Genomic DNA, 24547 nt, shown 5'->3' with positions numbered 1-24547 from the left:
TCGGGGGATGCGGCGGATGCGGGTGATTCGGGCCCTGTGGGGTTCCACGCATCCCGGTCCGACCCTCGTCGTCACGGCACTGTCGCTCGCGCTCGGCCTGGCTGCCGGGCTGGAGCCGTGGCGTCTCGTGCTGCTGGTGGTCGCCGTCTTCAGCGGGCAGGTCTCGGTCGGTCTGTCCAACGACGCGATCGATGCCGCACGCGATGAGGCGGTCGGGCGTCGCGACAAGCCCATCGCCGCCGGCGTCGTCTCCGCCGGCGGCGCGCTCGGGGTCGCGGTGGGCGCGGTCGTCGTCGCCCTCGTCCTGTCCGCACCGCTGGGGGCGGGGATGCTGGCCGCCCACGCGGTCGCGCTGGCCGCGGCGTGGGCGTACAACGCCGGACTCAAGGCCACGCCGTTCTCGATCGTCCCGTTCGTGCTGAGCTTCGGGCTCTTCCCGTCCTTCGCGACGCTGTCGCTGCCCGGCGGCGCTCCCGCGCCGGCGTGGGCGGGCATCGCGGGGGCGGCACTGGGCGCCGCCGTGCACCTGACCAACGTGCTCCCCGACCTGGACGATGACCGGGCCACCGGCATCCGCGGCCTGCCGCACCGCCTGGGTGCGCGCGTCAGCGCCGTCGTCGCGGCGGCGGGCGTCGTCGTCGGGGCGCTTTCCGTTCTCGTGGGCTCCTCCGCCGGGGAGCTGGGGGACGTGCCCGTCGTCGGCTGGATCTTCTTCGCCGCGGCCGCCGCGACGGCCGCCGCGACCGGCGTCCGGGTGCTCGTGCGTCCGCCCGACCGCACGGTGTTCCGTCTCGTGATGCTCGCCGCCCTCCTGCTGGCCGCTCAGCTCGTCGCCACCGGCGGCGCGCTCACGGCATAGCCTCCGTTCCGCCCACGCAGGGGGCCTCGACGGAGCTACGCGTCGCGGTCGAAGCCCATCGCATAGGCGTGGGCGAGCAGCGTCCCCGCCGGCGTCGCCAGCGCCGCGCGCATCGCTGTGCGTCGCCCGGCGTCCATGCGCGCGGACGCCGGGCGGCCGAGGAACGTGTTCATGGTGGCGATGACCCCCGACACGCGCGCGGACGCCCGCCGCCGCCGCTCCCACCGCGCCAGGTCGGCATCGGGCGCCTCGCCCGAGCGCACCCAGCGCGCGACGAGCGGAGCCAGGGTCACCGCATCCAGCAGTCCCAGGTTCATGCCCTGTCCGCCCATGGGGCTCACCTCGTGCGCGGCGTCGCCGATGGCCAGGAGCGCGCCGCGGCGCATGCGCGGGGCGACGGTGCGGCGGATGGCGAAACCGTCGGCGGCGGCGATCTCCTCCGCCGCCGCGTGCTCGCCCCGCGCGTGCAGCGCCGCCCGCAGGACGGCCGCGCGTGCCGTGGGATCGTCCAGACCGGATGGCGCGGGGGCGACGTACCGGCGCTGCCCGCCCGGCAGCGGGAACGACTCCAGCACACCCTCGCGGTCCAGGTGCACGACGGCGTACTCCGGCCCGCCCGTGCCGACATCGGCCATGACGTACCGGTCGGGGTAGGGCTGGACGCGCACCGCCTCGGGCCGGTACAGCAGCGAACGGGAGCGCGGCCCGGCGGCCAGCACGACCACCCGTGCGGAGAGCTCTCGCTCGACGCCGTCGGCGCGGAACACCACGGCCGGATGCGTCCCGCCCCGCAACGCCGTGACCTCGCCGACGATCGGGGCCGGAGCATCCGCTGCCAGTGCCCGGTGCGTCGCGGGCTGCGGCAGGGTCGCGACGAACGGGAAGCGCCGCGAGAGCCGGTCGAAACGCACGACGCCCAGCACGCGGCCGCCCGAGCGGGCCTGACCGCTCGTGACCCGCTGCGCCTGAGCGAGCAGGCGTTCGGTGGCGCCGGATTCCTCCAGTGCGGCGAGCACCGGCGCGTGCACGCCGATCGCGCGCGACCCTTCGGAGGGGTCCGTCCGTCGCTCCACGACGGCGACGTCGACGCCGCGCCGGGCGAGTTCGGCCGAGAGCAGCGTGCCCACAGGGCCGGCGCCGACCACGATGACGTCAGGCATGGCCGCGCGCCTCCGCGAGCACGCGGAAGGGAGCCGCCGGCGAGACGCGCCATCCGTCTCCGAGTTCTCGCTCCAGTTCTTCCGGGCGGTAGCTGCGGCGGATAGAGCGCAGCCCGTCGGTGCGCAGCAGCGTGCCGGGCGCGAGCGGCGTGATCCCGACGGCGTACAGGCCGTAGGCCACGGGGCTGCGGGCGATGTCGCTGTGCAGCACGACGCCGCGCGACAGCGCGCGCGAATCGTCCGTGAAGGTCGCGAACGACTCCGAGTCGAGGTGATGCAGCACATGATTGGACACCACGACGTCGTACCGCTCGCCGGCCTCCACGAGCGCGCGCGAGTCGGTGCACACGAACTGCACGCCCGACCCCTCACGTGTGATCGCCGCGGCGTGGGCGCGCGGATCGGGGTCGGCGCCGGTGACGGAGACCGCCAGTGCGTCGCGCCGCGCGAGGGCGACCAGCCGCTCGGCGAGGTCGCCGCCGCCCGATCCGAGATCCAGGACGCGCGCGGGCCGGCCCAGCCCGCTGAGATACGGCCGCAGGGTGCTCCGCCACACCGTCCCCCATCCGGAGACGAGGCGGTTCACCACGCCGAACCGCCGGTAGGTCGCCGCCAGCAGCTCCGGGTCGCACGCCGGATCGTCCATCAGCTCCGTCAGCGCGGCGTCGCGTTCACGCAGGTTCATCGCGCCGCGAAGGCGGGCTGCCGAGCTTCCGCGGGGTGCTGCGGGGCCGCCGCATCCCGCACCGTCATGCGGGCCGATTCCACCGTGAGGCCGGGGCCGAACGCCATCGCCCCGATGCGCTGGCCGTCGGGCCGGGTGTCGTCCTCGAGGATCGCCCGCAGGATGAACAGCAGCGTCGCGCTGGACATGTTGCCGTAGTCGCGCAGCACCTGACGCGAAGCCGCCAGAGCGTCGGGGGCGAGGCCGAGGCCGCTCTCGACGCGGTCGAGGATGCTGCGGCCGCCGGGGTGCACGGCCCATGCGTCCACCGCATCCGGCCCCCCGAAGACGTCGTCGACGATGCCGCGGACCTGGCGTCCGATGATGCGGGGGACCTCCGCGGTGAGGGTCATCTCGAATCCGGCGTCGCCGACGATCCACATCATGTCCCGCTCGCCCTCATCGCTCAGGCGCGTCGCGAATGCGCCCAGCTCGAGGCGCCGGCTTCGGCCGCGCGCCGGGTCGCCGGAGACGACGGCGGCTGCGGCGCCGTCGGCGAAGACGGAGGCGGCCACGATCTGCTCGGGGTCGTCGGAGCTGCGGATGTGCAGCGAGCACAGTTCGACGGCGGCGATGAGGACGACCGCATCCGGAGTGGCGGCGACGATGCGCGCGGCCATCCGCAGTGCCGGCATGGCGGCCGCGCACCCGATGAAGCCGAGGTGGTCGCGTTCGACGGACGGGTTCAGGCCGAGGTCGCGGACGAGCAGCGCGTCGGGACCGGGGGCGAACAGTCCGGTGCACGACACGGTGATGACGTGCGTCACCTCGGCCGGGTCGACGTCGGCGGAGGCGAGCGCCGCGAGCCCGGCGGCGGCCAGCAGCGGCGGCGCGGCGCGGCGGAATTCGTCGTTGCGGGCGCGCGTGGTGGGGGAGAGCAGGCGGCCCTCTGACTGCACGTGCAGCCCGGACGCCTCGCCGCCGAGCTCGGCCAGTACCGTGTGGCGCGTCTCGATGGCGGATGCGGCGAACGCGGCGGTGATGATCCGCCGGGCACGCCGGTCGATGTCGGGCTGTGCGGCCATGATCTCGCGCACCTCGTCCTGAGCGAGACGCGTCGGAGGCAGAGCGGTTCCGAAGCCGAGGATGCTGGCGGTCATGGTTCACTCTAGGCACCTCCAGCCGTGAGGGGGCCGGGGCTGGTGAGGCGGAGTATGCCGTGCTAACCAGCGGGTGCGCGGCCGGCGACCTCTGGACAGCGGGTCCGCGGAGGCGGACGATCGGAGCGGGCGGCCGTCCGCGCCGCGAAGGAGGCAGCATGTTCGATGCCACGTCCGCATACAGCGGCTTCTCGGTGGATGACATCGACGCGGCGCGCGCGTTCTACCGCGACACGCTCGGGCTCGAGGTCGTCGAGGACGAGATGGGATTCCTCGAGCTCCTCCTCGAATCCGGCGGCCACGTGCTGGTGTACGCCAAGCCGAACCACCAGCCGGCGACCTTCACGATCCTGAACTTCCCGGTCGCAGACATCGAGTCGGCCGTCGACGATCTCAACTCGCGGGGCGTCGTCACGAAGATCTACGACGACGCCGAGTTCCCCACCGACTCCCGCGGCATCATGCGCGAGGGCGGGCCGCTGATCGCGTGGTTCCGCGACCCGGCGGGCAACGTCCTGTCGGTGCTGCAGGCCGAGGAGCAGTAGGGCCCTCGGCTACGAGCGGCCGAGCGCGCCGTCCGGATGCCGCGGCCACGAGTCGGGGCGCTCGCTGCCGGCCCGGTACTCGTCCAGCGGCACCTCGTCCGCGCGCCACGCGTCCCGCACCGGCTGCACGATCCGCCAGCACTCCTCGGCGACATCCCCGCGGACAGCCAGCGTGGCGTCACCGTCGAGGATCCCCGACAGCACCTCGGCGTAGGCCTTCAGCGCTCCCGCGCCGAGCTCCGCGCGCAGCGACGCGCGCTCCAGCTCGAAGGGATCGTCGCCGCCGTTGAGGTTCAGCTCCAGCGCCACGCGGTCGGGCCCGAGCGAGAAGCGCAGCACCGACGGCTCGGTGCTGCCGGTCAGACCGTCCGGCAGATGCCGCACCGGGCGGAAGCGGACGATGACCTCGCGATCGGCGTCGTCCAGGGCCTTCCCTGAGCGCAGCGTGATGGGCACGCCGCGCCAGCGCTCCGTCCGCACCTCGCAGACCATCTCGGCGAGCGTCTCGGTCTGGTTGGCCGCATCCACCCCGGGCTCGTCCACGTATGCAGGGAGCTCGCGGTCGCCGATCGACCCCGCCGTATAGCGGGCGCGGCGTGAGGAGGCCGTCGGATCGTCGTTCCACACGTGCGTGGCGCGCAGCACCGCCGCCGTGGCATCCCGGAAGTCCCTCTCATCCAAGGTCGCGGGCGGTTCCATCGCGAGGATCGCGAGCACCTGCAGCAGGTGACTCTGGATCATGTCCACGAGAGCGCCGGCCCGGTCGTAGTAGCCTGCCCGGCCTTCGAGTCCGAGCGTCTCGTCGTAGCGGATGAGGACGGACTCGATGTGCTCGGCCGACCACACCGGCTCGATGAGGCGGTTGGCCAGTCGGATCCCGACGAGGTTGAGCGTCGTGGACCGCCCCAGGAAGTGGTCGATGCGGAACACCTGCGACTCAGGGACGATCCGCCGCAGCGTCTCGTTCAGCCGCCGCGCGCTCGCTTCGTCGCTGCCGAACGGCTTCTCCAGCGCCAGGATGAGCCCCTCCGGCACGTCCACGCCCGTGAGGGCCTCGCATGCGCGTTCGGCGACGGCCGGCGGGACGGCGAAGTACAGGGCCACGCGGCCCTCGTTACCGGCCAGCAGAGCGGTCAGGTCGTCGGGGGAGGTGATGTCGGCGCGGGTGTAGGTGGTGTCGGCAACGGCGTCGAAAGCGCCGGCGGAGTCGGTGGTGGCGAAGGAGGCGCGGACGATCTCGCGCCACGCCTCGTCGTCCAGCTCGTCGATGCCGGCACCGCGCAGGTGGATGCGGCGGCCCGGTTCGCGCGCGAGGAGCTGCCCGAGGGCCGGGAGCAGCAGGCGGGAGGTGAGATCGCCGGATGCTCCGAGGATGAGAAGGGTCGTGGTCTCCGCCGCCATGGGCACACCATAGCGAGGCGGAGGGGAGGCGCACCGACCCCTTGCGCCTCCCCTCCCGATGCGTTCGCGTCAGCCGCGCAGCGCCTCGGCGAGCTTCACGCGCGCACCCATCCGCAGCAGCGAGTTCTGGTAGATCCGGGCCCCGACCCAGATGGCCGCCACGCACGTGGCCGCGAGGATTACCAGAGACACGATCGGCTCCCACCACTCGGCGGTTCCGAGGTACTGCCGCAGCGGCATCCCGACCGGCGCCGAGAACGGCACGTACGACATGATGCCCAGCACCAGCGGGTTGTCGTTGAAGAAGATCACCAGGAAGTACGGCGCCATGATCAGCATCGTCAGCGGCGTCGTGGTGGCGCCGATGTCCTCCTGGCGCGACACCATCGCGCCGGCCGCGGCGAACAGTGCCGCCAGCAGGACGAATCCGAAGAAGAAGAACACCGCGAACCACAGCAGCGGCGCGCCCAGGCCGGCGAGCACCTCGGTCTGCCCCGTGATCGACAAGCCGACCACGGCGATCGCTGCGAGCGCGATGATCTGGGCCATCGCCAGGATCGTGTTGCCGATGACCTTGCCGGCCAGGAGCGAGCGCACGGGGATGGCGGAGATGAGGATCTCCACGACCCGCGTCTGCTTCTCCTCCACGACGCTCGTCGCGATCGTGGAACCGAAGATGGACGCCGCCATGAGGAAGACGATGCCGAAGCCGAGCGCGACGAAGTAGCGCAGGATGCCGTCCATGCCGCCGCTCGGGTCGAGCAGCTCGACCGTCGGTGATTGGCTGAGCATCGCCATGAGCCCACTGGGCACGCCGTCGTCGGCGACGATCTTGAAGTCGAACCCGGTGCCGGAGTCGTCGGGTAGGAGGGCCGCGTCGACGGTGCCGTCCGCGACGAGTTCGGTCGCGGCATCCGCGTCGTCCGCGACGGTGACGTCGAGCCCTTCCAGACCCTCGACATCGCGCTCCGTCTGGCTCGTGACGGCCACAGGGATGCCCTCGTCGGCGCTGTTGGCGGCGGCGAAACCGCCCCACAGCACGGAGGCGAGAGCGGCGATCAGCAGGATCGCGGAAGAGATGACGAAGGCCTTGCTGCGCAGCTTCGAGCCGATCTCACGCTCGGCCACGAGCCACGCGCTCTGCCATTCGCTGGGGGATGAGGGTGTGGTGCTCATCGGATGACCTCCTTGAAGATCTCGGCGAGGGTGGGGCGCTGCGGGGCGAAGCTGGCGACGTCGCCGCGCTCGACGGCGTGGCGGAGCACGCGCTGTGCGGCCCCGTCGTCGTCGGCTTCGAACAGGGCGTAGCCGCCGGCGAAGTCGAGCACCGTGATGCCGGGCTGCTCGCGCACCCAGCCCGCGTCTCCCGCCGACACCAGTTCGAAGCGGTGCCCCGAGTGCTCGGCACGCAGCGTGTCGCGGGAGCCGGCGGCACGGATGCGGCCACCGGCGATGATCACGAGGTCGTCGCACAGCCGCTCGACGACGTCGAGCTGGTGCGAAGAGAACAGCACGGCCGCACCGGCGGCGGCGCGCTCCTGCAGGACGGCGGCGACGACGTCGACGGCCAGTGGATCCAGGCCCGAGAACGGCTCGTCCAGGATGAGCACCTCCGGGTCGTGCACGAGCGCCGCGGCGATCTGGGCGCGCTGCTGGTTTCCCAGCGACAGCGTCTCGACGAGGTCGTTCAGCCGCTCGGAGAGCCCGAGCCGGTGCAGCAGTGCCTCGGCCTTTGCCGTCGCGTCGGACTTGCTGAAGCCGTGCAGACGCGCGAGGTAGGCGATGTGCTCGCCGACTTTCATCTTCGGGTACAGGCCCCGCTCCTCGGGCATGTACCCGAAGCGGCGGCGGTCGGCCGTTGTGACCTCACGCCCCTCCAGCAGGACCGTGCCGGCGTCTTTCGCGAGCACCCCGAGGGCGATCCGCATCGTGGTGGTCTTGCCGGCGCCGTTGCCGCCGACGAAGCCGGTCAGGCGCCCTGGGACGATCTCGAAGCTCACGTCATCGAGCACGCGGCGCCCGCCGTAGCTCTTGGTGATGCTCTCCAACTGGAGCACGTGTCCTCCTCCTCCGGCACCCGTCGGGCACCTCACCATTCACGGTACGGAGGGCCCCGCCCGGCCGCATCCGCCGCCGGGCGGGTTCTCGTCCTCCCCCGTGAGGGGGAGAGCGGGCACGGGATCAGGAGCGTCCGGGCATGTTCAGATCCTCCGGGTCCACGTCCACGTCGCCGACGTCGTCCGGCCCGCCGGTCCCGGGGACCGCCCGGACATCGTCGGGATCGATGTCGTCGTCGATGGTGTCGGGGAGGGGATCGTCCTGCTTGCGCTGCGTGTCGGTATCGCTGGCCGGACTGTAGGACATGTCCTTGCGGACGGCGTCGCTCTCGGGGAGGGCCTCCCCGGTCACCGCTCGCGCGTCGGTCGCATCCGGCTTGGTGCTCTCGTCATGGGTGTTCATGCGATCGAGGCTAGGCGCGCGCCGCGTCGCGTCGCGGGCCTTGACAACGGGGTGCGGCGCCGACGCTCACACCAGGCGCGACCGGTGCGCGATGACCACGGCCTGCACGCGGTCGCGTGCGCCGAGCTTCTGCAGCACGTTGGACACGTGCGTCTTGACCGTCGCCTCCCCGATGAACAGACGCTCGGCGATCTCGGCGTTGCTCAGTGCGTCGGCCATGAGGCGGAGCACTTCCGCTTCGCGTTCGGTGAGGGGTTCGGCCAGGGCCACCGGCGGTCGCGCGGCTTCCGGGGCGGCCTCAGCAGCGGCCTCGGCGGGCTGGGAGAACCGCGCGATCACGCGCCGGGTCACCTCCGGCGCGAGCAGCGCGTCGCCGCCGGCCACCACGCGCACGGCGGAGACCAGCTGCTCGGGGCCGGCGTTCTTGAGCAGGAAGCCGCTGGCTCCCGCATCCAGCGCGGCGAACAGGTACTCGTCGCGGTCGAAGGTCGTGACGATGAGCACCGCCGCCGCCACCGCCGGGTCGGCCACGATCGCGCGCGTGGCCTCGAGGCCGTCCATGTCCGGCATCTGCACGTCCATGCAGATCACGTCGGGGGAGAGCGCGGATGCGGCGGCCACCGCTTCGGCGCCGGTGGCGGCCTCGCCGACCACGACGATGTCGTCCTCGAGCGAGAGGATCGTGCGGAAGCCCGCCCGCATCATGGCGTGGTCATCGACCAGCAGTACCCGGATCTCAGACATCCGCCGCCACCCGTCCGGTCAGCGGCACGTTCACACGCACCAGATACCCGCCACGCGCGCGCGGACCCATCTCGATCGTGCCCCCCGATGCGGCCGCGCGCTCGCGCATACCGACCTGTCCGAGACCCGTTTGCGCAGGGCGGGCGCGACCGGTGTTGACGATCTCCAGTTCGACCGACCCGGCGCCGTAGCGCAGGCGCACGTCGGCCGTGGCATCCGGGCCGGCATGACGCCGCGCGTTCGTGAGGGCCTCCTGTGCGATGCGGTACAGATTCAGCTGCACGAGATCGGGCACCTCCGCCGGCTGGCCGACCACCGTGAGCGTGGCGGGCAGCCCCGCCGCGGTGGACTCCTCCACGAGCGCCGCCAGCCCCGTGAGCCCGCGGGTCGTGGGCCCGGTCTCGGGCTCGGGATCGGCCCCAGGCGTGCGGAGGGTGGCCAGCAGCTGACGCAGCTCTCCGAGCGACTCGCGAGCCGACGCCTCGACGGCCTCGAGGATGCGGCGCGCCTCCTCGGGGTCGCGGGCCATCACGGCGCGCGCGGCGCCGGCCTGCACCCCCATGAGCGAGACGTGGTGGGCCACGACATCGTGCAGCTCGCGCGCGATCCGCACACGATCGAGGGCGACCGCCTGCGCGGCGGTGACCTCGCGTTCCCGCTCGAGTTCGCGCGTGCGCTCCTCGAGTTCGCGGCGTTCGCGCATCTGGGCGTACGCGCGATCGCCGAAGTAGTACGCGCCGCCGAAGAAGAGGACGTTGATCAGCACCGTCAGCAGTGTGAACGCGACGAACGGCGACAGGCTCCCCGCCTCCGCGAGTGCCTCCTCGGTCGCCGGTGAGGTGACGTCCTGGAAGGTGACGACGGCGAGCCACACGAACATGCCGGCGATGATCGCGATGCGCACGATCGTCGCTCGCCGGCGGTCGACCGACCAGGCGCCCACAGTGAACAGGGCGAGGAACACCGCGATGTTCCCGGCGTACAGCTCGGGGATGCGCAGGGTCACGGCGGCGAAGTAGGCGACCGAGACGATCACAGCGACGGTGGCCGGCCAGCGCCGCCGGACGGCGAGGGGCACGGCCAGTGCGAAGGCGTAGGCGACGGCGAGGGCCATCTCCCCTTGCTCGTCGCCGTACAGGCCGGAGATCGACGACAGCACGGCGCTGAGGAGGGCGCCGAGGAACACGACGACGGCGAGGATCACGTCGGTGCGCTGCTGCGCGGGGGTCATCGGGGCCACCCCTCCACCGTAGGGGTGACGTCGGGGCGCGACATCCGTCTGAGGGGGGAGACGGATGCGCGGGAATAGACTCGCGGGAGAATTACTTGCACATGCATAGAACGCGGGGAATCCCGCAAGACCTCAACGGAAGGATCGTCGTGACCTCGTACACGATCGGCTACATCGTCGGCAGCATCTCCAGCACGTCCATCAATCGCCGCCTGGCGCAGGCACTGGAGTCCCTCGCCCCCGACAACGTGACCCTCGTGGAGATCCCGATCAAGGACCTCCCCTTCTATTCCACCGACTTCGACGCGGACTTCCCGCAGGTGGCCACCGACTTCAAGCAGGCCATTAAGGACGTGGACGGCGTGCTCATCGTCACGCCCGAGTACAGCCGCTCGATCCCCGGCGTACTCAAGAACGCGCTGGACTGGGCCGCCCGTCCCTACGGAGACGGCGCCTTCGACCACAAGCCCGTCGCCGTCATCGGCACGTCGGGCAGCCCGATCGGCACCGCCGCTGCCCAGCAGCACCTCAAGGCGATCCTCCTCCACCTCAACGCGCCCACCCTGGGCCAGCCGGAGGGCTTCATCCAGTCGCACCCGGGTCTGCTGACCGACGGTGGCGAGATCGCCGACGACACCACCGCCGGCTTCCTGCGCGGCTACCTCGAAGCCTTCACCGCGCTGGTGTCCCGTTACTCCGCGGGCGCGGAGCGCAGCGAGGCCCGCGCGGCCTGAGCCCCCGAGCCGCGAAGCCCGGAGGACCCGTGTCGGTCCTCCGGGCTTCGTGCTGCCACAGGTGCGGTTGACAGGAGGGCGGCGGCCCGAAGACGATCGGAGCGGACCGTCGGATGCGCCGGCGGCGCGATCGCACAGGAGCGAGCACAGCATGGCCGGGACCATCCACATCGATCTGTTCAGCACCCTCGACGGGGTCATGCAGGCGCCCGGCGCGCGCGACGAGGATCCGGAGGGCGGATTCGCCTACGGCGGCTGGCAGGCGCCCATCGACGACGACGCCGTCGGCGAGGACGTGATGGCGGGCATCGGCCGCATGGACGCGCTGCTCCTCGGGCGCCGCACGTACGACATCTTCGCGGCGTACTGGCCGATGTACGAGGGGCCGGGGTCGCAGATCGCCCGCAAGTTCAACGCGATCCCCAAGTACGTCGCATCCCGTGGCACGCCCGATCTGTCGTGGCAGGGATCGCAGCTGCTCGGCCGCGACATCCCGGCGGCGGTGGCGGAGCTGCGGGAGCGCCACGACGAGGTGCACGTGGTCGGCAGCGTCGACTTCGCCCGCACGCTCGTGGCCGAGGGACTTTTCGACGTGCTCAACCTGTGGGTGTACCCGGTCGTCCTGGGGCCGGGCAAGCGTCTGTTCCCCGAGAACGGGCCGGCGCGGGGCCTGCGCCTGCTCGAGCCGCCTGCGGCGGGACCGCAGGGCGCGCTTCTGCTCCGCTACGGGCCCGGGTCGGCCGAGGTGGCCACCGGGCAGTTCGACTGACGGGTCAGCCGAAGATCATTGGGCGGTCTTCGTCCGCCTCCGGGCCCGTGAGGTCGAGGTCCACGACGACGGGCACGTGGTCGCTGGGCACTTCGCCCTTGCGCTCGTTGCGGTGGATCTGGGCGCCGGTGACGGCCTGTGCGAACGCGTGCGATCCGAGGATGAAGTCGATGCGGAGGCCTTCGTTGCGGGGGAAGCGCAGCTGCTTGTAGTCCCAGTACGTGTAGCCGGTCGGGATGAGCGGCCGGACGACGTCGGCGACGCCGGCGGCCTCGAGCGCGGCGAAAGCCTCCCGCTCCGGGGGTGAGATGTGGGTCGAGAAGCCCTGCACCATCTGGGGCACGCCGTTGTCGGCGTCGGTGGGGGCGATGTTGAAGTCGCCCGTCAGCGCGAAGGCGAGGTCGGGAGTGCGCGAGAGCGTCTCCGAGGTGTACTCCTGCAGCGCGCTCAGCCACTCCAGCTTGTAGTAGTAGTGCGGATCGCCCAGCGCGCGGCCGTTCGGCACGTACAGGCTCCACACCTTGACCCCGCCGACGGTCGCCCCGATCGCGCGTGCCTCCTGCGGGGCATCCGGACCGTCGTGCCCCTTGGCGAACCCGGGCATGCCGGGGAATCCGATCTCGACGTCCTCCAGGGGTTCGCGGCTGGCGATCGCGACGCCGTTCCACTGGTTCAGCCCGTGCGCGGCGACGTGGTAGCCGGCCTCCTCGAACGCCTCGTACGGGAACTGGTCGGTCTTGCACTTGATCTCCTGCATCGCCAGCACGTCGATGTGCTCGCGCACGGCGAAGTCGACGATGCGGGGCAGGCGGGCGCGGATCGAGTTGACGTTCCAGGTGGCCAGGCGCATGCCTCCAGCCTAGGGTCGGCCGCCGACGCGCGAGCGCGGGCGCGGGTGGGGGCTGAATAGACTCGGGGGCATGACCGCCGCCTCCACGCCCGAGCTCGAAGCCGACCGCCAGGACCTGATCCGGCTCATCTCGGACGAGGCGGTCTTCCACGGCGATTTCACGCTCTCCAGCGGCAAGAAGGCGACGTACTACGTCGACATGCGCAAGCTCACGCTCGACCACCGCGCCGCGCCCGCGATCGGACGCATCATGCTCGACCTCATCCGCGACCTCGACGGCGTCGCCGCGGTGGGCGGGCTGACGCTCGGTGCCGACCCCATCGCCAACGCCGTCCTGCACGAGTCGGTGCGCGCCGGGCGGCCCCTGGACGCGTTCGTCGTGCGCAAGGAGCCCAAGGACCACGGCCGTGGGCGCCAGATCGAGGGCGCGGATGTCGCGGGCAAGCGGGTCGTCGTCGTCGAAGACACTTCAACGACGGGCCAGTCGGCGCTCAAGGCCGTCGAAGCGCTGCGGCGCGAAGGCGCCGACGTGGTCGCGGTGGCCGTGATCGTCGACCGGAAGACCGGCGCCCAGGCCGCCGTCGAGGCGGAGGGCCTGCAGTGGCTCGCCGCGATAGACCTCGACGACCTCGGCCTCCAGCCCCAGTAGCCGCCCGCCCTCGCCCCGGTCCGCCGAGAGTGCATCACCTCGGCGAATCCGTACCGGATCCGGTGCACTCTCGCCGGGTCGGTGCACTTTCGGCGAACGCGCGGCGCGGCGGGTCAGTCGCGGTCGCGGCGGCGGAAGCGGACGAACTGCAGGATCACGACCACGAGGGATCCCGACACCGTCACCAGCGCCACGAGCAGGAGGAGCGTGCGGTCATCCATCAGGGCCTTCGTCCTTCTGCGGCGTCCGCCACCAGTTTCGCGATGCGTGCGGCGCGCGTCTCCGGTCGGCGCGCCGTGTCGACGTTCGTGATGCCGAGCTTCCGGGTCGAGGGCGGGAACGCGTCCCACGCCGCGCGCGCGTCGGGTGCCGCATCCAGTGCCGCCGCAAGGTCGTCGGGCTCGCGCAGGGCCTCGGCGTTGTCCAGGACGCTCCACGAGCCGTTCGCCTGAGCGACCGCGATCGCACGGATACCGGCCTCGGCGAGCAGTCCGGCCTCCTCCAGCCGGGCGACCCGCGCCTTGTTGGTCGCCGCCCATCCGCTCGAGGGCCGCCGTGGCGCGAACCACAGCCCCCCGCGCATCTCGTCGAACGTGCGCACCGGGCCGTCGATCCACCCGAAGCACAGCGCGTGCAGGATCGCGTCCTCATAGGCGACGAGCTCCAGACCCGACCCGGGTCGGGGGCGGATCAGCCAGGCACCCTTGGAGGTCGCGTGGTTCTCCGCCAGCCACGCGCGCCACGCGTCGGCATCGCGCGCCTCGACCCGCTCGCCCTCCTCCAGCGCGCCCATCAGAGCCCCCGCGAGGGATCCGAATCCGGCAGCTCCGACTCGACCGGCTCCGACCGCACGAGGTCGGCGACGGAGTCGAGCACCTCGTCGGGGCGGAACGGGTAGCGCTCGATCACGGCCTGGTCGCTGATGCCGGTGAGCACGAGCACGGTGTGCAGGCCCGCCTCGATCCCCGCGACGACGTCGGTGTCCATCCGGTCGCCGATCATGCCCGTGTTCTCCGAGTGCGCGCCGATGCGGTTGAGCGCCGAGCGGAACATCATCGGGTTCGGCTTGCCCACCACGTACGGCTCCATGCCGGTGGCCTTGGTGATGAGCGCCGAGATGGCGCCGGTGGCCGGCAGCACGCCCTCCACCGACGGCCCGGTGGCATCGGGGTTGGTCGCGATGAAGCGGGAGCCGGTGCGGATGAAGCGGATCGCCTTCGTGATCGCCTCGAACGAGTAGTTGCGGGTCTCCCCGACCACGACGTAGTCGGGTGAGCTCTCGGTCATGATGAAGCCGGCTTCGTGCAGCGCGGTGGTCAGGCCCGCCTCGCCGACCACGAAGGCGGTGCCGCCGGGCATCTGGGATGCGAGGAAGTCCGCGGTCGCGAGCGCCGAGGTCCAGATGGCCTCCTCGGGCACCATGAGACCGGATGCGCGCAGGCGCGCGCTGAGGTCGCGCGGGGTGAAGATCGAATTGTTCGTGAGCACCAGGAACGGGGTGCCGTCATCGCGCCACTGCTCCAGCAGCTCGGCGGCACCGGGGATGGGCGTGCTCTCGTGGACCAGGACGCCGTCCATGTCGGTCAGCCAGCACTCGATGTCCGCACGCGTGCGCATGGCCCCACCCTATGCCCGGCATCGGCGGCGGGATGCTGTCTCAGGACGCGGGCGTCCACTCGGCGATGTTCGGCTTGAGCAGGCCGCGGAGGGCGAAATCGTAGGTCTCGCCCACCTCGATCCCGTCGCCCTCATCGGAGTAGTAGTCGCCGCAGGACGTCACGTACAGCGTGATCTGGTTCCCGCGACGCCCGTCCTCCTCGATGATGTCGGTGACCGTGCAATCCGAGACGCCGGGCAGCGGAACATACGCCTGGCCGAGGAAGACGGCGAACCCGACGAGGACCACCGCGGACAGCACCGACGTGATGATCCGGCCTCTGCGCGAAGGCCGCGGATCGGGGGGAGGTGTGCTCACCGGTCCTTCCTACCAGTCTTATGCCGGAATCGGCATAAGACATGTCGGAGGCACGCCTGCCGGGGGTAGCGTAGGGGGATGACGCGCGCGGTGTGGGACCTGCGGAACCTTCCCGACCTCTCCGGCCGCACCTACCTCGTCACCGGCACGACGGCCGGGCTCGGCTTCTTCTCCGCGGAGCACCTTCTGCGCGCGGGAGCCCACGTCATCGCCACCGGCCGCAACCCGAACAAGCTCGCCCTCGCCAGGGCGACGCTCCTCGGGCGGGTTCCGCACGCTTCGATGGAGACGCTGCTGATGGACACCAGCAAGCTCGGCTCGGTGCGGGCCGCAGCGGCCACCGTGCGGGCCCGCGGACGCCTGGACGGCCTCCTCCTGAACGCCGGGGTCGTGCATCCGCCGCGCACGCGCGAGACGGTGGACGGCAACGAGCTCGTCTTCGCCACCAACGTCCTCGGCCACTTCGCCCTCGCCGGTGAGCTGCTGCAGCCGCTGGCGAGCGCGCAGGGACGCATGGTGTGGGTGGGGAGCGTCGCCACCTCGCTGTGGCGGTACGACCCCCTCGATCCGCAGCTGGTGTCCGGCTACACGCCCTGGCGCGCGTACGTGCAGTCCAAGGTCGCCACCACGGCGCTGGGGCTCGAGGCCGACCGCCGCCTGCGCGAGGCCGGCGTGCCCGTCACGAGCGTCGTGGCGCACCCCGGCTACTCCACGAGCGGCCGCACCCCCGGCATCCGCGGCATCAACGAGCCTTCGCGCAGCACCCGGTTCGTCGACAACCTGCAGGCGCCGATCAGTCAGTCCAAGGACGACGGGGCGGCGTCGCTCGTCCGCGCGCTCGTGGACCCGCAGGTCGAGGGCGGAGAGCTGTGGGGGCCGCGCTTCATCGTGCGAGGGGAGCCGCGCAAGGCCGTCGCCGCGGCACTCACGCGCGATCCGGAGGTCGTCGCACGCCTGTGGCGCACGTGCGAGGACGCGATGGGGGTGCGGTGGCCGTTCGAGAAGGCCGCGCGTGCGGCTACGCCGTCAGCCAGACGGCGGATGCCGCGCCGGCCGGGAGCGTGACGGGGGTCCCGTCCACGCGTGCGGTGCCCGGCGGGCCCACTTCGAGCGTGTGACCGACGTCGACTCCGGCGTCCAGGAGCGCGCGCAGCAGCTGCGGATCGCGGTCGTTCACCCGCAGCACGCGCCCGGTGTGCCCTGGGGCCGCGTGGGCCAGCAGGACGAACGGCTCGCGGTGCACCGTGCCCGTCGCATCCGGGATCGCGTCGCCGTGCGGATCGAACCGCGGGTGCCCCAGCCGTGCGTCGATGCCGGCCAGGAGCCGGTCGCTGAGCGCGTGCTCGAGCACCTCCGCCTCGTCGTGCACCTCGTCCCAGCCGTAGCCGAACTCGTGCACGAGCCATGTCTCGATGAGGCGATGACGCCGGATGACGGCCGCGGCTCGGCGCTCGCCCGCGGGCGTGAGCGACACCGGGCCGTACGGCCGGTGGGTCACCAGCCCCTGCGCGGCGAGCTTCTGGACCATCTCGGTGACGCTCGACGGCGCCAGCCCCAGGACGCTCGCCAGTTGCGACGGCGTGATCCGCTGATCCTGCCACTCGGTGTGGTGGTAGATCGTCTTGAGATAGTCGTCGACGGCGGGAGAGGCCACGATCCAGGCTAACCGGCACCGCCCGTCCGCCGGTATCCGCCCCGTCCGGCGGGATAGCGTGGAGGTGTGACCGAGGACTCCGACGCCGGTGGCGCTGCCGAGGATGCCCTGCCGTACGGAGTGGGCCCGTGGCCGGGCGGACCCGGCGCGTGGCCGGAGGACGAGCGCTACGACCCCGAGCTCCTCGCGCACGGTGACCGGCGCAATGTCGTGGACGAGTACCGCTACTGGCGGATGGACGCCATCGTGGCCGACCTGGATGCGCGGCGGCATCCGTTCCACGTCGCGATCGAGAACTGGCAGCACGACCTGAACATCGGCTCGATCGTGCGCAGCGCCAACGCCTTCCTCGCCGCCGAGGTGCACATCATCGGCCGGCGCCGGTGGAACCGCCGCGGCGCGATGGTCACCGACCGCTACCAGCACGTGCGCCATCACGAGGACGTCGCGGCGTTCCGGGCATGGGCGGATGCCGCGGGGCTGCCGATCGTCGCGGTCGACAACGTCGAGGGGGCGGTGCCCGTGGACCGCGCCGACCTCCCGCGCGCGTGCGTGCTGCTGTTCGGCCAGGAGGGTCCTGGTCTGTCGCCGGAGGCGGTGGCCGCCGCATCCGGCGTGGTCGAGATCACCCAGTACGGGTCGACCCGGTCGCTCAACGCCTCGGCCGCCGCGGCCGTGGTGATGTACGAGTGGTGCCGGCGGTGGGCTCAGCTGCCGGGCTCGGTGAACGGGCGGATCGCGTAGGCGAAGACCGCATCCGCCGTCGCAGACACCTCCCACTCCGTCGCGGGCGCGTCGACGACCACCGCCGTCGCGGCCACCGGCGCGCCTCCCGCCGGCGTGCACGGCACCTCCACGGCCTCGCCGCCGGCCTGCACGCTCACGGGTGACCCGTCGGCGCTCTGGCACGCGATCACGGCCTCGGTCCGGCCGGTGACATCGCCCAGGTCGATGCCGGCTCCGTCGGGGCCGATCCGCCCCGAGCCCTGAGCGCTCCACCCGGCGCCGCCGGGGCGGTCTTCCGGGAGGGCGATCGCCGCCCACGCGGCGATCTCCTTCGCGTCGGCGGGCAGGCCGGTGGGGGATGCCGGGGCCGACACCGTGAGCGAGGGCGTGGGTGAGCCGGCATCCGGTGCGACCGGCGGCCCGGCGCACGCCGTCAGCACCGCCGCCGCGGGGAGAAGGGCCCAGATCGCCCGGGAGCGCCTCGTCATGCTCCGACGGTAGGCGCCGCGCCTGGGAGCGCCGTGAGCCCGCGCGGTGAACCCGGGCCGGGAACCCTGGTGAGGTGCGCGTCCGAGGGGCAAGGTAGGGGCATGACGGTGCGCGGGGTGGGGTGGCGGTATCCGGCGATCGCGCTCACGGTGCTCGTCCTGGTCGCCGTGCTCGTGCTGCACGCGGTGGATGCGGCGGGCGTGGGGCGGTGGGTCGCCACGGCGTACGTCGCGGTGTTCGTCGTGTGGACGCTGGTCGGGATGGTGCGCGATGTGCTCCGCGGCCACGTCGGCTTGGACGTGCTCGCAGTGGTCGCGATGGTCGCCACGCTCGCGGTGGGGGAGTACATCGCCTCGCTCATCATCGTGCTCATGCTCTCCGGCGGCGAGGCCCTCGAGGACTTCGCCGGGCGGCGGGCGCAGCGCGACCTCACCGCGCTGCTGGACCGTTCGCCGCGCGTCGCGCACGTCGTGGCGCACCCGCACGCGCCCGATGTCGACGAACTGCAGGACGTCGCAGTGGACGACGTCGTTCCCGGCGACGTGCTGCTCGTGCGCCCCGCCGAGGTCGTGCCGGTGGACGGCGTGCTCCTCAGCGACGTCGCCTCCTTCGACGAGTCCTCGCTCACGGGGGAGAGCATGCCCGTGACGCGAACGGCGGGCGGCGAGGTGCTCTCTGGTGCTGTCAACGGCACGCGCGCCGTGCGGATGCGGGCGATCCGGCGCAGCGCCGACAGCCAGTACCAGCAGATCGTGGCGCTCGTGCGGGAGGCGCAGGGCTCCCGCGCTCCCGTCGTGCGACTGGCGGATCGGTTCGCGGTGCCCTTCACCGCCGTCTCCCTCGTCCTCGCCGGCACGGCGTGGGCGCTGTCGGGGGATCCGACGCGATTCGCGGAGGTGCTCGTGCTGGCCACTCCGTGCCCGCTGCTGATCGCCGCGCCCGTCGCGTTCCTGGGCGGGCTGTCGCGGGCGGCGAAGGCCGGCGTCATCATGAAGGGCGGCGTCGTGCTGGAGTCGCTCGCGCGCGTGCGGTCGGCGTGCTTCGACAAGACCGGGACGCTCACGCAGGGGCGCCCCGATCTGGTGGAGGTGCGCCCGGCGGCGGGGTTCGACGCCGACGAGCTGCTGCGGCTGGCCGCATCCGCCGAGCAGTATTCGGCGCACGTGCTCGCCGACGGGATCCGCCGCGCCGCCCGCGCCCGGGGGCTGGAGATGCTCCCCGCCGAGGAGGCGAGCGAGGTCGCCACCAACGGCGTGACGGCACGGATCGCCGGGCGCACCGTCGTCGTCGGAAAACCCGCCTACATCGCCGCACTGGCGCCCGGGCTGTCGCCGGCGGCAGTGGAACCGGGCCAGGCGGCGGCGTACGTCGCCGTGGACGGCCGGTTCGCCGGCGCGCTCATCCTGGCCGACGCCGCGCGCCCCGAGGCGGCCGGGGTCATCGGGTGGCTGCGGGAGCACGGCGTGGCGCGCATCGTGATGCTCACCGGCGACGCACGCCCGACGGCGGAGGCGATCGCCGCCCAGGTCGGGATCGCCGACGTGCACGCCGAGCTGCTGCCGCCGGAGAAGGTGCACCTCGCGGCGCAGCTGCGGCCCCGCCCCACCCTCATGGTGGGCGACGGCGTCAACGATGCCCCGGTGCTGGCGGCCTCCGACATCGGCATCGCGATGGGCGCACAGGGAGCCACGGCAGCCGGTGACGCCGCCGATGCCGTCATCGTGGTGGACTCCCTCGCCCCGGTCGCCGACGCCGTCGCCATCGGCCGGCACACCCTGACCGTCGCCCTGACGGCGATCTGGATCGGGATCGGGCTGAGCGTGGGGCTCATGGTCGTCGCCATGACCGGCGTGATCCCCGCCGTGGCCGGCGCGCTCGTGCAGGAGCTGGTCGACCTCACCACGATCCTCTACGCGCTGCGCGCGCTGAGCGGGCCCGCCGCCCGACTCATGCCCGATCGGCCCGCCGCGGAACCCGTGCCCGCCGCGGTGCGCTGAGACCCCTCACGCCCCCGCGGTCATCCACGCGCGGCCGCGCACGCGCCATCCCAGCGTCACCAGGCGCGCGAGCATGTACGCGCCGGAGAACGCCGCCGCCAGCCACGCGATCCCGGCCGCCCCCGACACCCCCAGCGCGGCGACGACGGCGAGCGCCGGGATGAACACGACGAGGTTGAGCGCACCGGCCAGGGCCAGATACCGTGCATCCCCGGCGCCGATGAGCACCCCGTCGAGCACGAAGACGACCGCCGACAGCGGCTGTGCCACCGCGAGGACGAGCAGCGCGGGCTGGACGAGGGCGGCGACCTGGGGGTCGCCGGTGAAGACGAGCCCGATGACGCCGGACAGCGCCGCCACGATCGCGCCGACGACGACACCGAACCACACGCCCCACGCCGTCGTGCGGCGGAGCACCCGCTGCACCTCCCGCTCGTCCCCGGCCCCGAGCCCCTTGCCCACGAGCGCCTGGGCGGCGATGGCGAGGGCGTCCAGAGCGAACGCGCTCGCCGAGAAGATCGTGAACACCACCTGCCATCCGGCCAGTTCGGCCGCTCCCTGACCGGTGGCGACCGCGACGGTGGCCAGGAGGGCGGCGCGCAGGCTCACGGTGCGCAGGAACATCCACCCGCCCGAGCGGGCCGAGCCGCGCACGCCCTCGCGCTGCGGACGAACGGATGCCGCGTGCGTGCGCGCCAGGCGTCCCACCACCGCGACATAGGCGGCGACCATGCCCCACTGCGCGACGACGGTGCCGAAGGCGGACCCCGCGATGCCCCAGCCGAGGCCGTAGATGAACACGACGTTCAGCACCGCGTTGGCACCGAAGCCGATGCCGGCGATCCACAGCGGCGTGACGGTGTCCTGCATGCCGCGCAGGAGCCCGGTGGCGGCGAAAACGATCAGCATCGCGGGCAGTCCCCACACCGAGATGCCCAGGTACGTCTCGGCGTTGCGGGTCACCTCCGCCTCCGCGCCGAAGGCGCCGACCAGCAGCGGGGTGGCGAGGGAGCCGGCCAGCGCGAGCACCGCGCCCAGGGCGAGAGCCAGCCACATCCCGTCGATCCCCACCGACACCGCGCGCGTGGGGTCGCCCGCACCGAACCGGCGCGCCACGGCGGGCGTCGTGGAGTACGCGAGGAAGACCATCAGCCCGACGATCGTCTGCAGCACGGCCCCGGCGATGCCCAGGCCCGCCAGCGGTGCGACACCCAGGTGCCCGATGAGCGCGGAATCCACCAGCAGGAACAGCGGCTCGGCCACGAGCGCCCCGAACGCCGGCACCGCCAGACGCAGGATGTCGCGGTTCAGCGACGCGCCACGGGTGCTCACGCGTCGAGCCTAGGACGCAGGGACCCCCGCCGGCTCTCGTCCGCCGCTCAGGGCGCGCGGTTACCCTGGAACGATGACCGACACCCCTCGCTCCGGTATCGCGCTCGACGAACTCAGCGACGCGATCCGCCCGCAGGACGACCTCTTCCGCCACGTCAACGGGAAGTGGCTCGAGCGCACCGAGATCCCCGACGACAAGGCGCGCTGGGGGTCGTTCCACCTCATCGCCGAGCAGGCGGAGAAGCACGTGCGGACCATCGTCGAGGAGTCGCACGACGCCGAGCCCGGCACCGAGACCCGCAAGATCGGCGACCTCTTCACGAGCTTCATGGACACGGCCCGCATCGAGGAGCTGGGGGCGGCCCCCCTGGCCGAGCAGCTGGCGCGCGTGGACGCGGTCGACAGCATCCCGAGCCTCCTGCGAACGATCGGGGAATTCGAGCGCGACGGCGTGAGCGGGCTCATCGCGCTGTTCGTCGAACCCGACCCCGGCAACCCGCAGCGCTACCTGCCCGTGCTCTACCAGGGCGGGCTCTCGCTGCCGGATGAGAGCTACTACCGGCTGGAGAACTTCGAGGAGACCCGCGTCGCGTACCGCGCGCACATCCAGCGCATCCTGACGCTGGCCGGCGTCGCGGATGCCGCTGCCGACGCCGACGGCGCGGTCGCGCTGGAGACCGACCTCGCCACCCACCACTGGAGCCGTGAAGACAGTCGCGACGCGGTGAAGACCTACAACCTGCGCTCCTGGGATGAGACGGTCGCCGCCGCGGGCGTCGACCTGGCGCCGTGGCGAGAGGCGATCGCGCCCGGACACCCCAACGCCTTCGCCGAGGTCGTCGTCTACCAGCCGAGCTTCCTGGAATCCTTCGCCGTGCTGCTCACCGACGAGCGCCTGGAGGAGTGGAAGTCGTGGCTGCGGTTCAAGGTCGTGCACGCCGCCGCGGCGTTCCTCTCCGACCCGTTCGTGGATGAGAACTTCGCCTTCTACGGCACGCAGCTCACCGGCGTCCCGGTCAACCGCGAGCGCTGGAAGCGCGGTGTCGGCCTGGTCGAGGCCGCGCTCGGGGAGGCCGTCGGCAAGGTCTACGTCGAGCGTCACTTCCCGCCCGCGGCCAAGGAGGCGATGGACGAGCTCGTCGCCAACCTCGTGGCCGCCTACCGCGAGAGCATCTCCGACCTGGAGTGGATGAGCCCCGACACGCGCGAGCGGGCACTCGCCAAGCTCGACGCGTTCACGCCCAAGATCGGCTACCCGGTGAAGTGGAAGGACTACTCCGACCTCGAGATCGATGCGGCCGACCTGGTCGGCAACGTCCGCCGCGCACACGTGTGGGAGCACGACCGGCAGCTCGCGAAGGTGGGCCAGCCCATCGACCGGGACGAGTGGTACATGACGCCGCAGACGGTCAACGCCTACTACAACCCGCTGATGAACGAGATCGTCTTCCCGGCAGCGATCCTGCAGTACCCCTTCTTCGACGCCGACCGGGATGCGGCCGCCAACTACGGTGGCATCGGCGCGGTCATCGGGCACGAGATCGGCCACGGCTTCGACGACCAGGGCAGCCGCTTCGACGGCGACGGATCGCTGCGGGACTGGTGGACCGAGGCCGACCGTGCCGCGTTCGAGCAGCGCACCTCCAAGCTCGTCGAGCAGTACAACGCGCTCGTGCCCCAGGGGCTGTCGCCGGAGCACCACGTCAACGGCGCCCTCACGATCGGTGAGAACATCGGCGACCTGGGGGGCCTCGGGATCGCGATCAAGGCCTATCGCCTGCACACCGCCGAAGCGGGCGCCCCGGAGATCGACGGGTTGACCGGCATCCAGCGGCTCCTGCTGAGCTGGGCCCAGATCTGGCAGCAGAAGGGCCGTGAGGCCGAGACGATCCGGCTGCTCACGATCGACCCGCACTCGCCGAACGAGTTCCGCTGCAACCAGATCGTGCGTAACATCGACGCGTTCTATGACGCCTTCGGTGTGGAGTCCTCCGACGCCCTGTGGCTCGATGAGAGCGAGCGCGTCACGATCTGGTAGCGGCATCCGGTCACCCCCACCGACCGCCTGAGACCCGAGGAGCATCGTCGTGGCCCCCACCCCGGACTCGTCGCGCGACACCGCGCCCCTGCGTGCCTCGGGCCGCACGGGCGGGCGTCGCCCGCCGCGGCGGACGGGGGCGGGACGACGATCGTTCACGTCCGTGCTCGCCGCCCTGGACGAGCTCGCGGCCTCGGGTGCTCGGGTGGCCGTGCGGGTGGCGGATCTGGACCGCGGCACCACGGTGCTCGCCGGCGACGACAACGACACGCTGCCCGTCGGCGGACTCGGGATCGTCCCGCTGCTGGTCGAGGTGGCGGCGGCCTTCGAGGACGGCCGCCTCAATCCCCTCGAGATCGTGGACCGCGCCGCCCTGGAGCCGGTGTCGGTGTCGGGCGTGTGGCAGCACCTGAAGGCGCCCGCGCTGCCGCTGGCGGATCTCGCGGTGCTCGCCGCATCCACCGGTGACGCACTGGCGGCCAACGCGCTGCTGCACCGGGTCGGGCTCCCCGCGGTGCGCGCGCGCCTGGAAGGGCTGGGGCTGGAGCGAACCGCGCTGCTCGACCAGTTCCGCGACCGCCGCGGCCCCGACGACGCGCCGCAGGTGGCGCTGGGGTCGGCACGCGAGCTCGCGGCACTGTTCGCCGCCCTCGTGAACTCGCGGGCGGTCACCGCGCGGGTCAGTGCGCAGGTCGCGGAATGGCTGAGCCTCAACGCCGACCTCAGCCTGGTCGCCTCGGCGACGGGACTGGATCCCTTCGCGCACGACAACGACGACCACGGGTTGCTGTTCGTCAACAAGACCGGCCGTGGCGACGGCGTGCGTGCGGAGGCCGGCGTGCTCGCCGGACCGCGGGCCGGGGTCTCGTACGCGCTGATCGTGTGCTTCGACGACCTGTCCATCGCGCATCGGCTGCGCGCGCACGACGCCTTCCGCATCCTGGGCCTCGACCTCATGGAGTACGTGTTCTGACTCCGCGCGCGCCCGGCCGGCGCGGCTGGGGCCGACGTGCGCCCGGCAATCATTGACGTTTCCAATCATCAAGTTTTATGATGTTCTGACAGGAGGCCCGCCCGGGGCCACGAGTTCACAACGATGTGGAGAATCTC

26 protein-coding genes are annotated in these 24547 nt (G+C 72.3%); 10 read left to right on the top strand and 16 right to left on the bottom strand.

Annotated elements, in window-relative coordinates; all coding sequences use genetic code 11:
- Positions 1-16: 16 nt before the first annotated feature.
- Complete coding sequence (locus tag E4K62_RS17830) at positions 17-859, top strand: UbiA family prenyltransferase (RefSeq protein WP_135070237.1); 843 nt, start codon at positions 17-19, stop codon at positions 857-859.
- Positions 860-894: 35 nt separating this feature from the next.
- On the opposite strand, the gene E4K62_RS17825 is transcribed toward E4K62_RS17830, so the two are convergent.
- From E4K62_RS17825 to E4K62_RS17815, 3 genes are read right to left on the bottom strand one after another with little or no spacing between them, the layout of a single operon-like run.
- On the bottom strand, positions 895-2019 hold the full coding sequence (locus tag E4K62_RS17825) for an FAD-dependent oxidoreductase (RefSeq protein WP_135070234.1): 1125 nt from the start codon (positions 2017-2019) through the stop codon (positions 895-897).
- Positions 2012-2704 (bottom strand): methyltransferase domain-containing protein, encoded by a 693-nt coding sequence (locus tag E4K62_RS17820; protein ID WP_135070231.1) that lies wholly within the window; start codon positions 2702-2704, stop codon positions 2012-2014. The genes E4K62_RS17825 and E4K62_RS17820 overlap by 8 nt, the downstream gene beginning before the upstream one ends.
- Positions 2701-3843 carry a type III polyketide synthase gene (locus tag E4K62_RS17815; protein ID WP_135070228.1) on the bottom strand — a complete coding sequence of 381 codons (1143 nt, stop codon included), beginning with the start codon at positions 3841-3843 and terminating at the stop codon, positions 2701-2703. The genes E4K62_RS17820 and E4K62_RS17815 overlap by 4 nt, the downstream gene beginning before the upstream one ends.
- Positions 3844-4001: 158 nt before the next feature.
- Between E4K62_RS17815 and E4K62_RS17810 the strand changes: the two genes are divergently transcribed.
- Positions 4002-4388 (top strand): VOC family protein, encoded by a 387-nt coding sequence (locus E4K62_RS17810; RefSeq protein ID WP_135070225.1) that lies wholly within the window; start codon positions 4002-4004, stop codon positions 4386-4388.
- A 9-nt stretch (positions 4389-4397) separates the two neighbouring features.
- Here the strand turns inward: E4K62_RS17810 and E4K62_RS17805 are convergent, their stop codons facing one another.
- The 6 genes from E4K62_RS17805 to E4K62_RS17780 all read right to left on the bottom strand — a co-directional run bounded on the left by E4K62_RS17805 (position 4398) and on the right by E4K62_RS17780 (position 10224).
- Positions 4398-5789 (bottom strand): glucose-6-phosphate dehydrogenase, encoded by a 1392-nt coding sequence (locus E4K62_RS17805; RefSeq protein WP_135070222.1) that lies wholly within the window; start codon positions 5787-5789, stop codon positions 4398-4400.
- A gap of 69 nt (positions 5790-5858) precedes the next feature.
- On the bottom strand, positions 5859-6965 hold the full coding sequence (locus E4K62_RS17800) for an ABC transporter permease (RefSeq protein ID WP_135070219.1): 1107 nt from the start codon (positions 6963-6965) through the stop codon (positions 5859-5861).
- The gene (locus E4K62_RS17795; protein ID WP_135070215.1) at positions 6962-7846 is read right to left on the bottom strand and encodes an ABC transporter ATP-binding protein; all 885 of its coding nucleotides are present in this window, start codon (positions 7844-7846) and stop codon (positions 6962-6964) included. The genes E4K62_RS17800 and E4K62_RS17795 overlap by 4 nt, the downstream gene beginning before the upstream one ends.
- Before the next feature lie 124 nt (positions 7847-7970).
- A complete protein-coding gene (locus E4K62_RS17790) occupies positions 7971-8249 on the bottom strand; it encodes a hypothetical protein (protein ID WP_187270443.1) in 279 nt (92 codons plus the stop codon).
- 66 nt (positions 8250-8315) lie between these two features.
- Positions 8316-8993: a response regulator gene (locus E4K62_RS17785; RefSeq protein ID WP_135070212.1), complete on the bottom strand. Its 678-nt coding sequence runs from the start codon at positions 8991-8993 to the stop codon at positions 8316-8318.
- Entirely contained in the window at positions 8986-10224 is a 1239-nt protein-coding gene (locus E4K62_RS17780) for a sensor histidine kinase (protein ID WP_135071588.1), read from the bottom strand. The genes E4K62_RS17785 and E4K62_RS17780 overlap by 8 nt, the downstream gene beginning before the upstream one ends.
- A 149-nt stretch (positions 10225-10373) precedes the next feature.
- Between E4K62_RS17780 and E4K62_RS17775 the strand changes: the two genes are divergently transcribed.
- Entirely contained in the window at positions 10374-10958 is a 585-nt protein-coding gene (locus E4K62_RS17775; protein ID WP_135070209.1) for an NADPH-dependent FMN reductase, read from the top strand.
- A 151-nt stretch (positions 10959-11109) separates the two neighbouring features.
- On the top strand, positions 11110-11727 hold the full coding sequence (locus tag E4K62_RS17770; protein ID WP_135070206.1) for a dihydrofolate reductase family protein: 618 nt from the start codon (positions 11110-11112) through the stop codon (positions 11725-11727).
- A 4-nt stretch (positions 11728-11731) separates the two neighbouring features.
- Here the strand turns inward: E4K62_RS17770 and E4K62_RS17765 are convergent, their stop codons facing one another.
- Complete coding sequence (locus E4K62_RS17765; protein WP_135070203.1) at positions 11732-12577, bottom strand: exodeoxyribonuclease III; 846 nt, start codon at positions 12575-12577, stop codon at positions 11732-11734.
- A 70-nt stretch (positions 12578-12647) separates the two neighbouring features.
- Between E4K62_RS17765 and pyrE the strand changes: the two genes are divergently transcribed.
- Complete coding sequence (gene pyrE / locus E4K62_RS17760; protein WP_135070200.1) at positions 12648-13226, top strand: orotate phosphoribosyltransferase; 579 nt, start codon at positions 12648-12650, stop codon at positions 13224-13226.
- A 220-nt stretch (positions 13227-13446) separates the two neighbouring features.
- On the opposite strand, the gene E4K62_RS17755 is transcribed toward pyrE, so the two are convergent.
- The 3 genes from E4K62_RS17755 to E4K62_RS17745 are packed head-to-tail and all read right to left on the bottom strand — an operon-like array spanning position 13447 to position 15201.
- A complete protein-coding gene (locus tag E4K62_RS17755) occupies positions 13447-14019 on the bottom strand; it encodes a YdeI/OmpD-associated family protein (protein WP_135070197.1) in 573 nt (190 codons plus the stop codon).
- The gene (locus E4K62_RS17750; RefSeq protein WP_135070194.1) at positions 14019-14843 is read right to left on the bottom strand and encodes an HAD-IIA family hydrolase; all 825 of its coding nucleotides are present in this window, start codon (positions 14841-14843) and stop codon (positions 14019-14021) included. The genes E4K62_RS17755 and E4K62_RS17750 overlap by 1 nt, the downstream gene beginning before the upstream one ends.
- 40 nt (positions 14844-14883) lie before the next feature.
- Positions 14884-15201: a hypothetical protein gene (locus E4K62_RS17745; protein WP_135070191.1), complete on the bottom strand. Its 318-nt coding sequence runs from the start codon at positions 15199-15201 to the stop codon at positions 14884-14886.
- A gap of 78 nt (positions 15202-15279) precedes the next feature.
- Between E4K62_RS17745 and E4K62_RS17740 the strand changes: the two genes are divergently transcribed.
- Complete coding sequence (locus E4K62_RS17740; protein ID WP_135070188.1) at positions 15280-16266, top strand: SDR family NAD(P)-dependent oxidoreductase; 987 nt, start codon at positions 15280-15282, stop codon at positions 16264-16266.
- Here the strand turns inward: E4K62_RS17740 and E4K62_RS17735 are convergent.
- Positions 16220-16855 (bottom strand): metal-dependent transcriptional regulator, encoded by a 636-nt coding sequence (locus E4K62_RS17735; RefSeq protein ID WP_135070185.1) that lies wholly within the window; start codon positions 16853-16855, stop codon positions 16220-16222. The two genes, E4K62_RS17740 and E4K62_RS17735, sit on opposite strands and share 47 nt — an antisense overlap.
- A gap of 66 nt (positions 16856-16921) precedes the next feature.
- Between E4K62_RS17735 and E4K62_RS17730 the strand changes: the two genes are divergently transcribed.
- On the top strand, positions 16922-17599 hold the full coding sequence (locus E4K62_RS17730) for a TrmH family RNA methyltransferase (RefSeq protein WP_135070182.1): 678 nt from the start codon (positions 16922-16924) through the stop codon (positions 17597-17599).
- Here E4K62_RS17730 and E4K62_RS17725 read toward each other — a convergent pair.
- On the bottom strand, positions 17563-18069 hold the full coding sequence (locus tag E4K62_RS17725; RefSeq protein WP_135070179.1) for a hypothetical protein: 507 nt from the start codon (positions 18067-18069) through the stop codon (positions 17563-17565). The two genes, E4K62_RS17730 and E4K62_RS17725, sit on opposite strands and share 37 nt — an antisense overlap.
- A gap of 102 nt (positions 18070-18171) precedes the next feature.
- On the opposite strand from E4K62_RS17725, the gene E4K62_RS17720 reads away from it, so the two are divergent.
- Positions 18172-20067, top strand: coding sequence for a heavy metal translocating P-type ATPase (locus tag E4K62_RS17720; protein ID WP_135070176.1), 1896 nt, complete (start codon positions 18172-18174; stop codon positions 20065-20067).
- A gap of 6 nt (positions 20068-20073) precedes the next feature.
- Here E4K62_RS17720 and E4K62_RS17715 read toward each other — a convergent pair whose 3' ends face one another.
- Positions 20074-21399 (bottom strand): MATE family efflux transporter, encoded by a 1326-nt coding sequence (locus E4K62_RS17715; protein ID WP_135070173.1) that lies wholly within the window; start codon positions 21397-21399, stop codon positions 20074-20076.
- 73 nt (positions 21400-21472) lie between these two features.
- Between E4K62_RS17715 and E4K62_RS17710 the strand changes: the two genes are divergently transcribed.
- The gene (locus E4K62_RS17710) at positions 21473-23437 is read left to right on the top strand and encodes a M13 family metallopeptidase (RefSeq protein ID WP_135070170.1); all 1965 of its coding nucleotides are present in this window, start codon (positions 21473-21475) and stop codon (positions 23435-23437) included.
- 49 nt (positions 23438-23486) lie between these two features.
- Positions 23487-24410 carry a serine hydrolase gene (locus tag E4K62_RS17705; RefSeq protein WP_187270444.1) on the top strand — a complete coding sequence of 308 codons (924 nt, stop codon included), beginning with the start codon at positions 23487-23489 and terminating at the stop codon, positions 24408-24410.
- Positions 24411-24547 lie beyond the last annotated feature (137 nt).

The sequence above is a fragment of the Microbacterium wangchenii genome, from assembly GCF_004564355.1.
GTDB classification, from domain to species: domain Bacteria; phylum Actinomycetota; class Actinomycetes; order Actinomycetales; family Microbacteriaceae; genus Microbacterium; species Microbacterium wangchenii.
Note: the sequence above shows the minus strand (reverse complement) of the source record. Positions and strands in the feature narration are given on the sequence as shown.

Coding starts and splice junctions, on each gene's coding strand:
- E4K62_RS17740 (WP_135070188.1), top strand. CDS start 15,280: ATGACGCGCGCGGTGTGGGACCTGCGGAACCTTCCCGACCTCTCCGGC.
- E4K62_RS17725 (WP_135070179.1), bottom strand. CDS start 18,069: ATGACGAGGCGCTCCCGGGCGATCTGGGCCCTTCTCCCCGCGGCGGCG.
- E4K62_RS17710 (WP_135070170.1), top strand. CDS start 21,473: ATGACCGACACCCCTCGCTCCGGTATCGCGCTCGACGAACTCAGCGAC.
- E4K62_RS17800 (WP_135070219.1), bottom strand. CDS start 6,965: ATGAGCACCACACCCTCATCCCCCAGCGAATGGCAGAGCGCGTGGCTC.
- E4K62_RS17720 (WP_135070176.1), top strand. CDS start 18,172: ATGACGGTGCGCGGGGTGGGGTGGCGGTATCCGGCGATCGCGCTCACG.
- E4K62_RS17825 (WP_135070234.1), bottom strand. CDS start 2,019: ATGCCTGACGTCATCGTGGTCGGCGCCGGCCCTGTGGGCACGCTGCTC.
- E4K62_RS17780 (WP_135071588.1), bottom strand. CDS start 10,224: ATGACCCCCGCGCAGCAGCGCACCGACGTGATCCTCGCCGTCGTCGTG.
- E4K62_RS17810 (WP_135070225.1), top strand. CDS start 4,002: ATGTTCGATGCCACGTCCGCATACAGCGGCTTCTCGGTGGATGACATC.
- E4K62_RS17830 (WP_135070237.1), top strand. CDS start 17: ATGCGGGTGATTCGGGCCCTGTGGGGTTCCACGCATCCCGGTCCGACC.
- E4K62_RS17770 (WP_135070206.1), top strand. CDS start 11,110: ATGGCCGGGACCATCCACATCGATCTGTTCAGCACCCTCGACGGGGTC.
- E4K62_RS17820 (WP_135070231.1), bottom strand. CDS start 2,704: ATGAACCTGCGTGAACGCGACGCCGCGCTGACGGAGCTGATGGACGAT.
- E4K62_RS17805 (WP_135070222.1), bottom strand. CDS start 5,789: ATGGCGGCGGAGACCACGACCCTTCTCATCCTCGGAGCATCCGGCGAT.
- pyrE (WP_135070200.1), top strand. CDS start 12,648: ATGACCGCCGCCTCCACGCCCGAGCTCGAAGCCGACCGCCAGGACCTG.
- E4K62_RS17785 (WP_135070212.1), bottom strand. CDS start 8,993: ATGTCTGAGATCCGGGTACTGCTGGTCGATGACCACGCCATGATGCGG.
- E4K62_RS17790 (WP_187270443.1), bottom strand. CDS start 8,249: ATGAACACCCATGACGAGAGCACCAAGCCGGATGCGACCGACGCGCGA.
- E4K62_RS17815 (WP_135070228.1), bottom strand. CDS start 3,843: ATGACCGCCAGCATCCTCGGCTTCGGAACCGCTCTGCCTCCGACGCGT.
- E4K62_RS17765 (WP_135070203.1), bottom strand. CDS start 12,577: ATGCGCCTGGCCACCTGGAACGTCAACTCGATCCGCGCCCGCCTGCCC.
- E4K62_RS17750 (WP_135070194.1), bottom strand. CDS start 14,843: ATGCGCACGCGTGCGGACATCGAGTGCTGGCTGACCGACATGGACGGC.
- E4K62_RS17755 (WP_135070197.1), bottom strand. CDS start 14,019: ATGGGCGCGCTGGAGGAGGGCGAGCGGGTCGAGGCGCGCGATGCCGAC.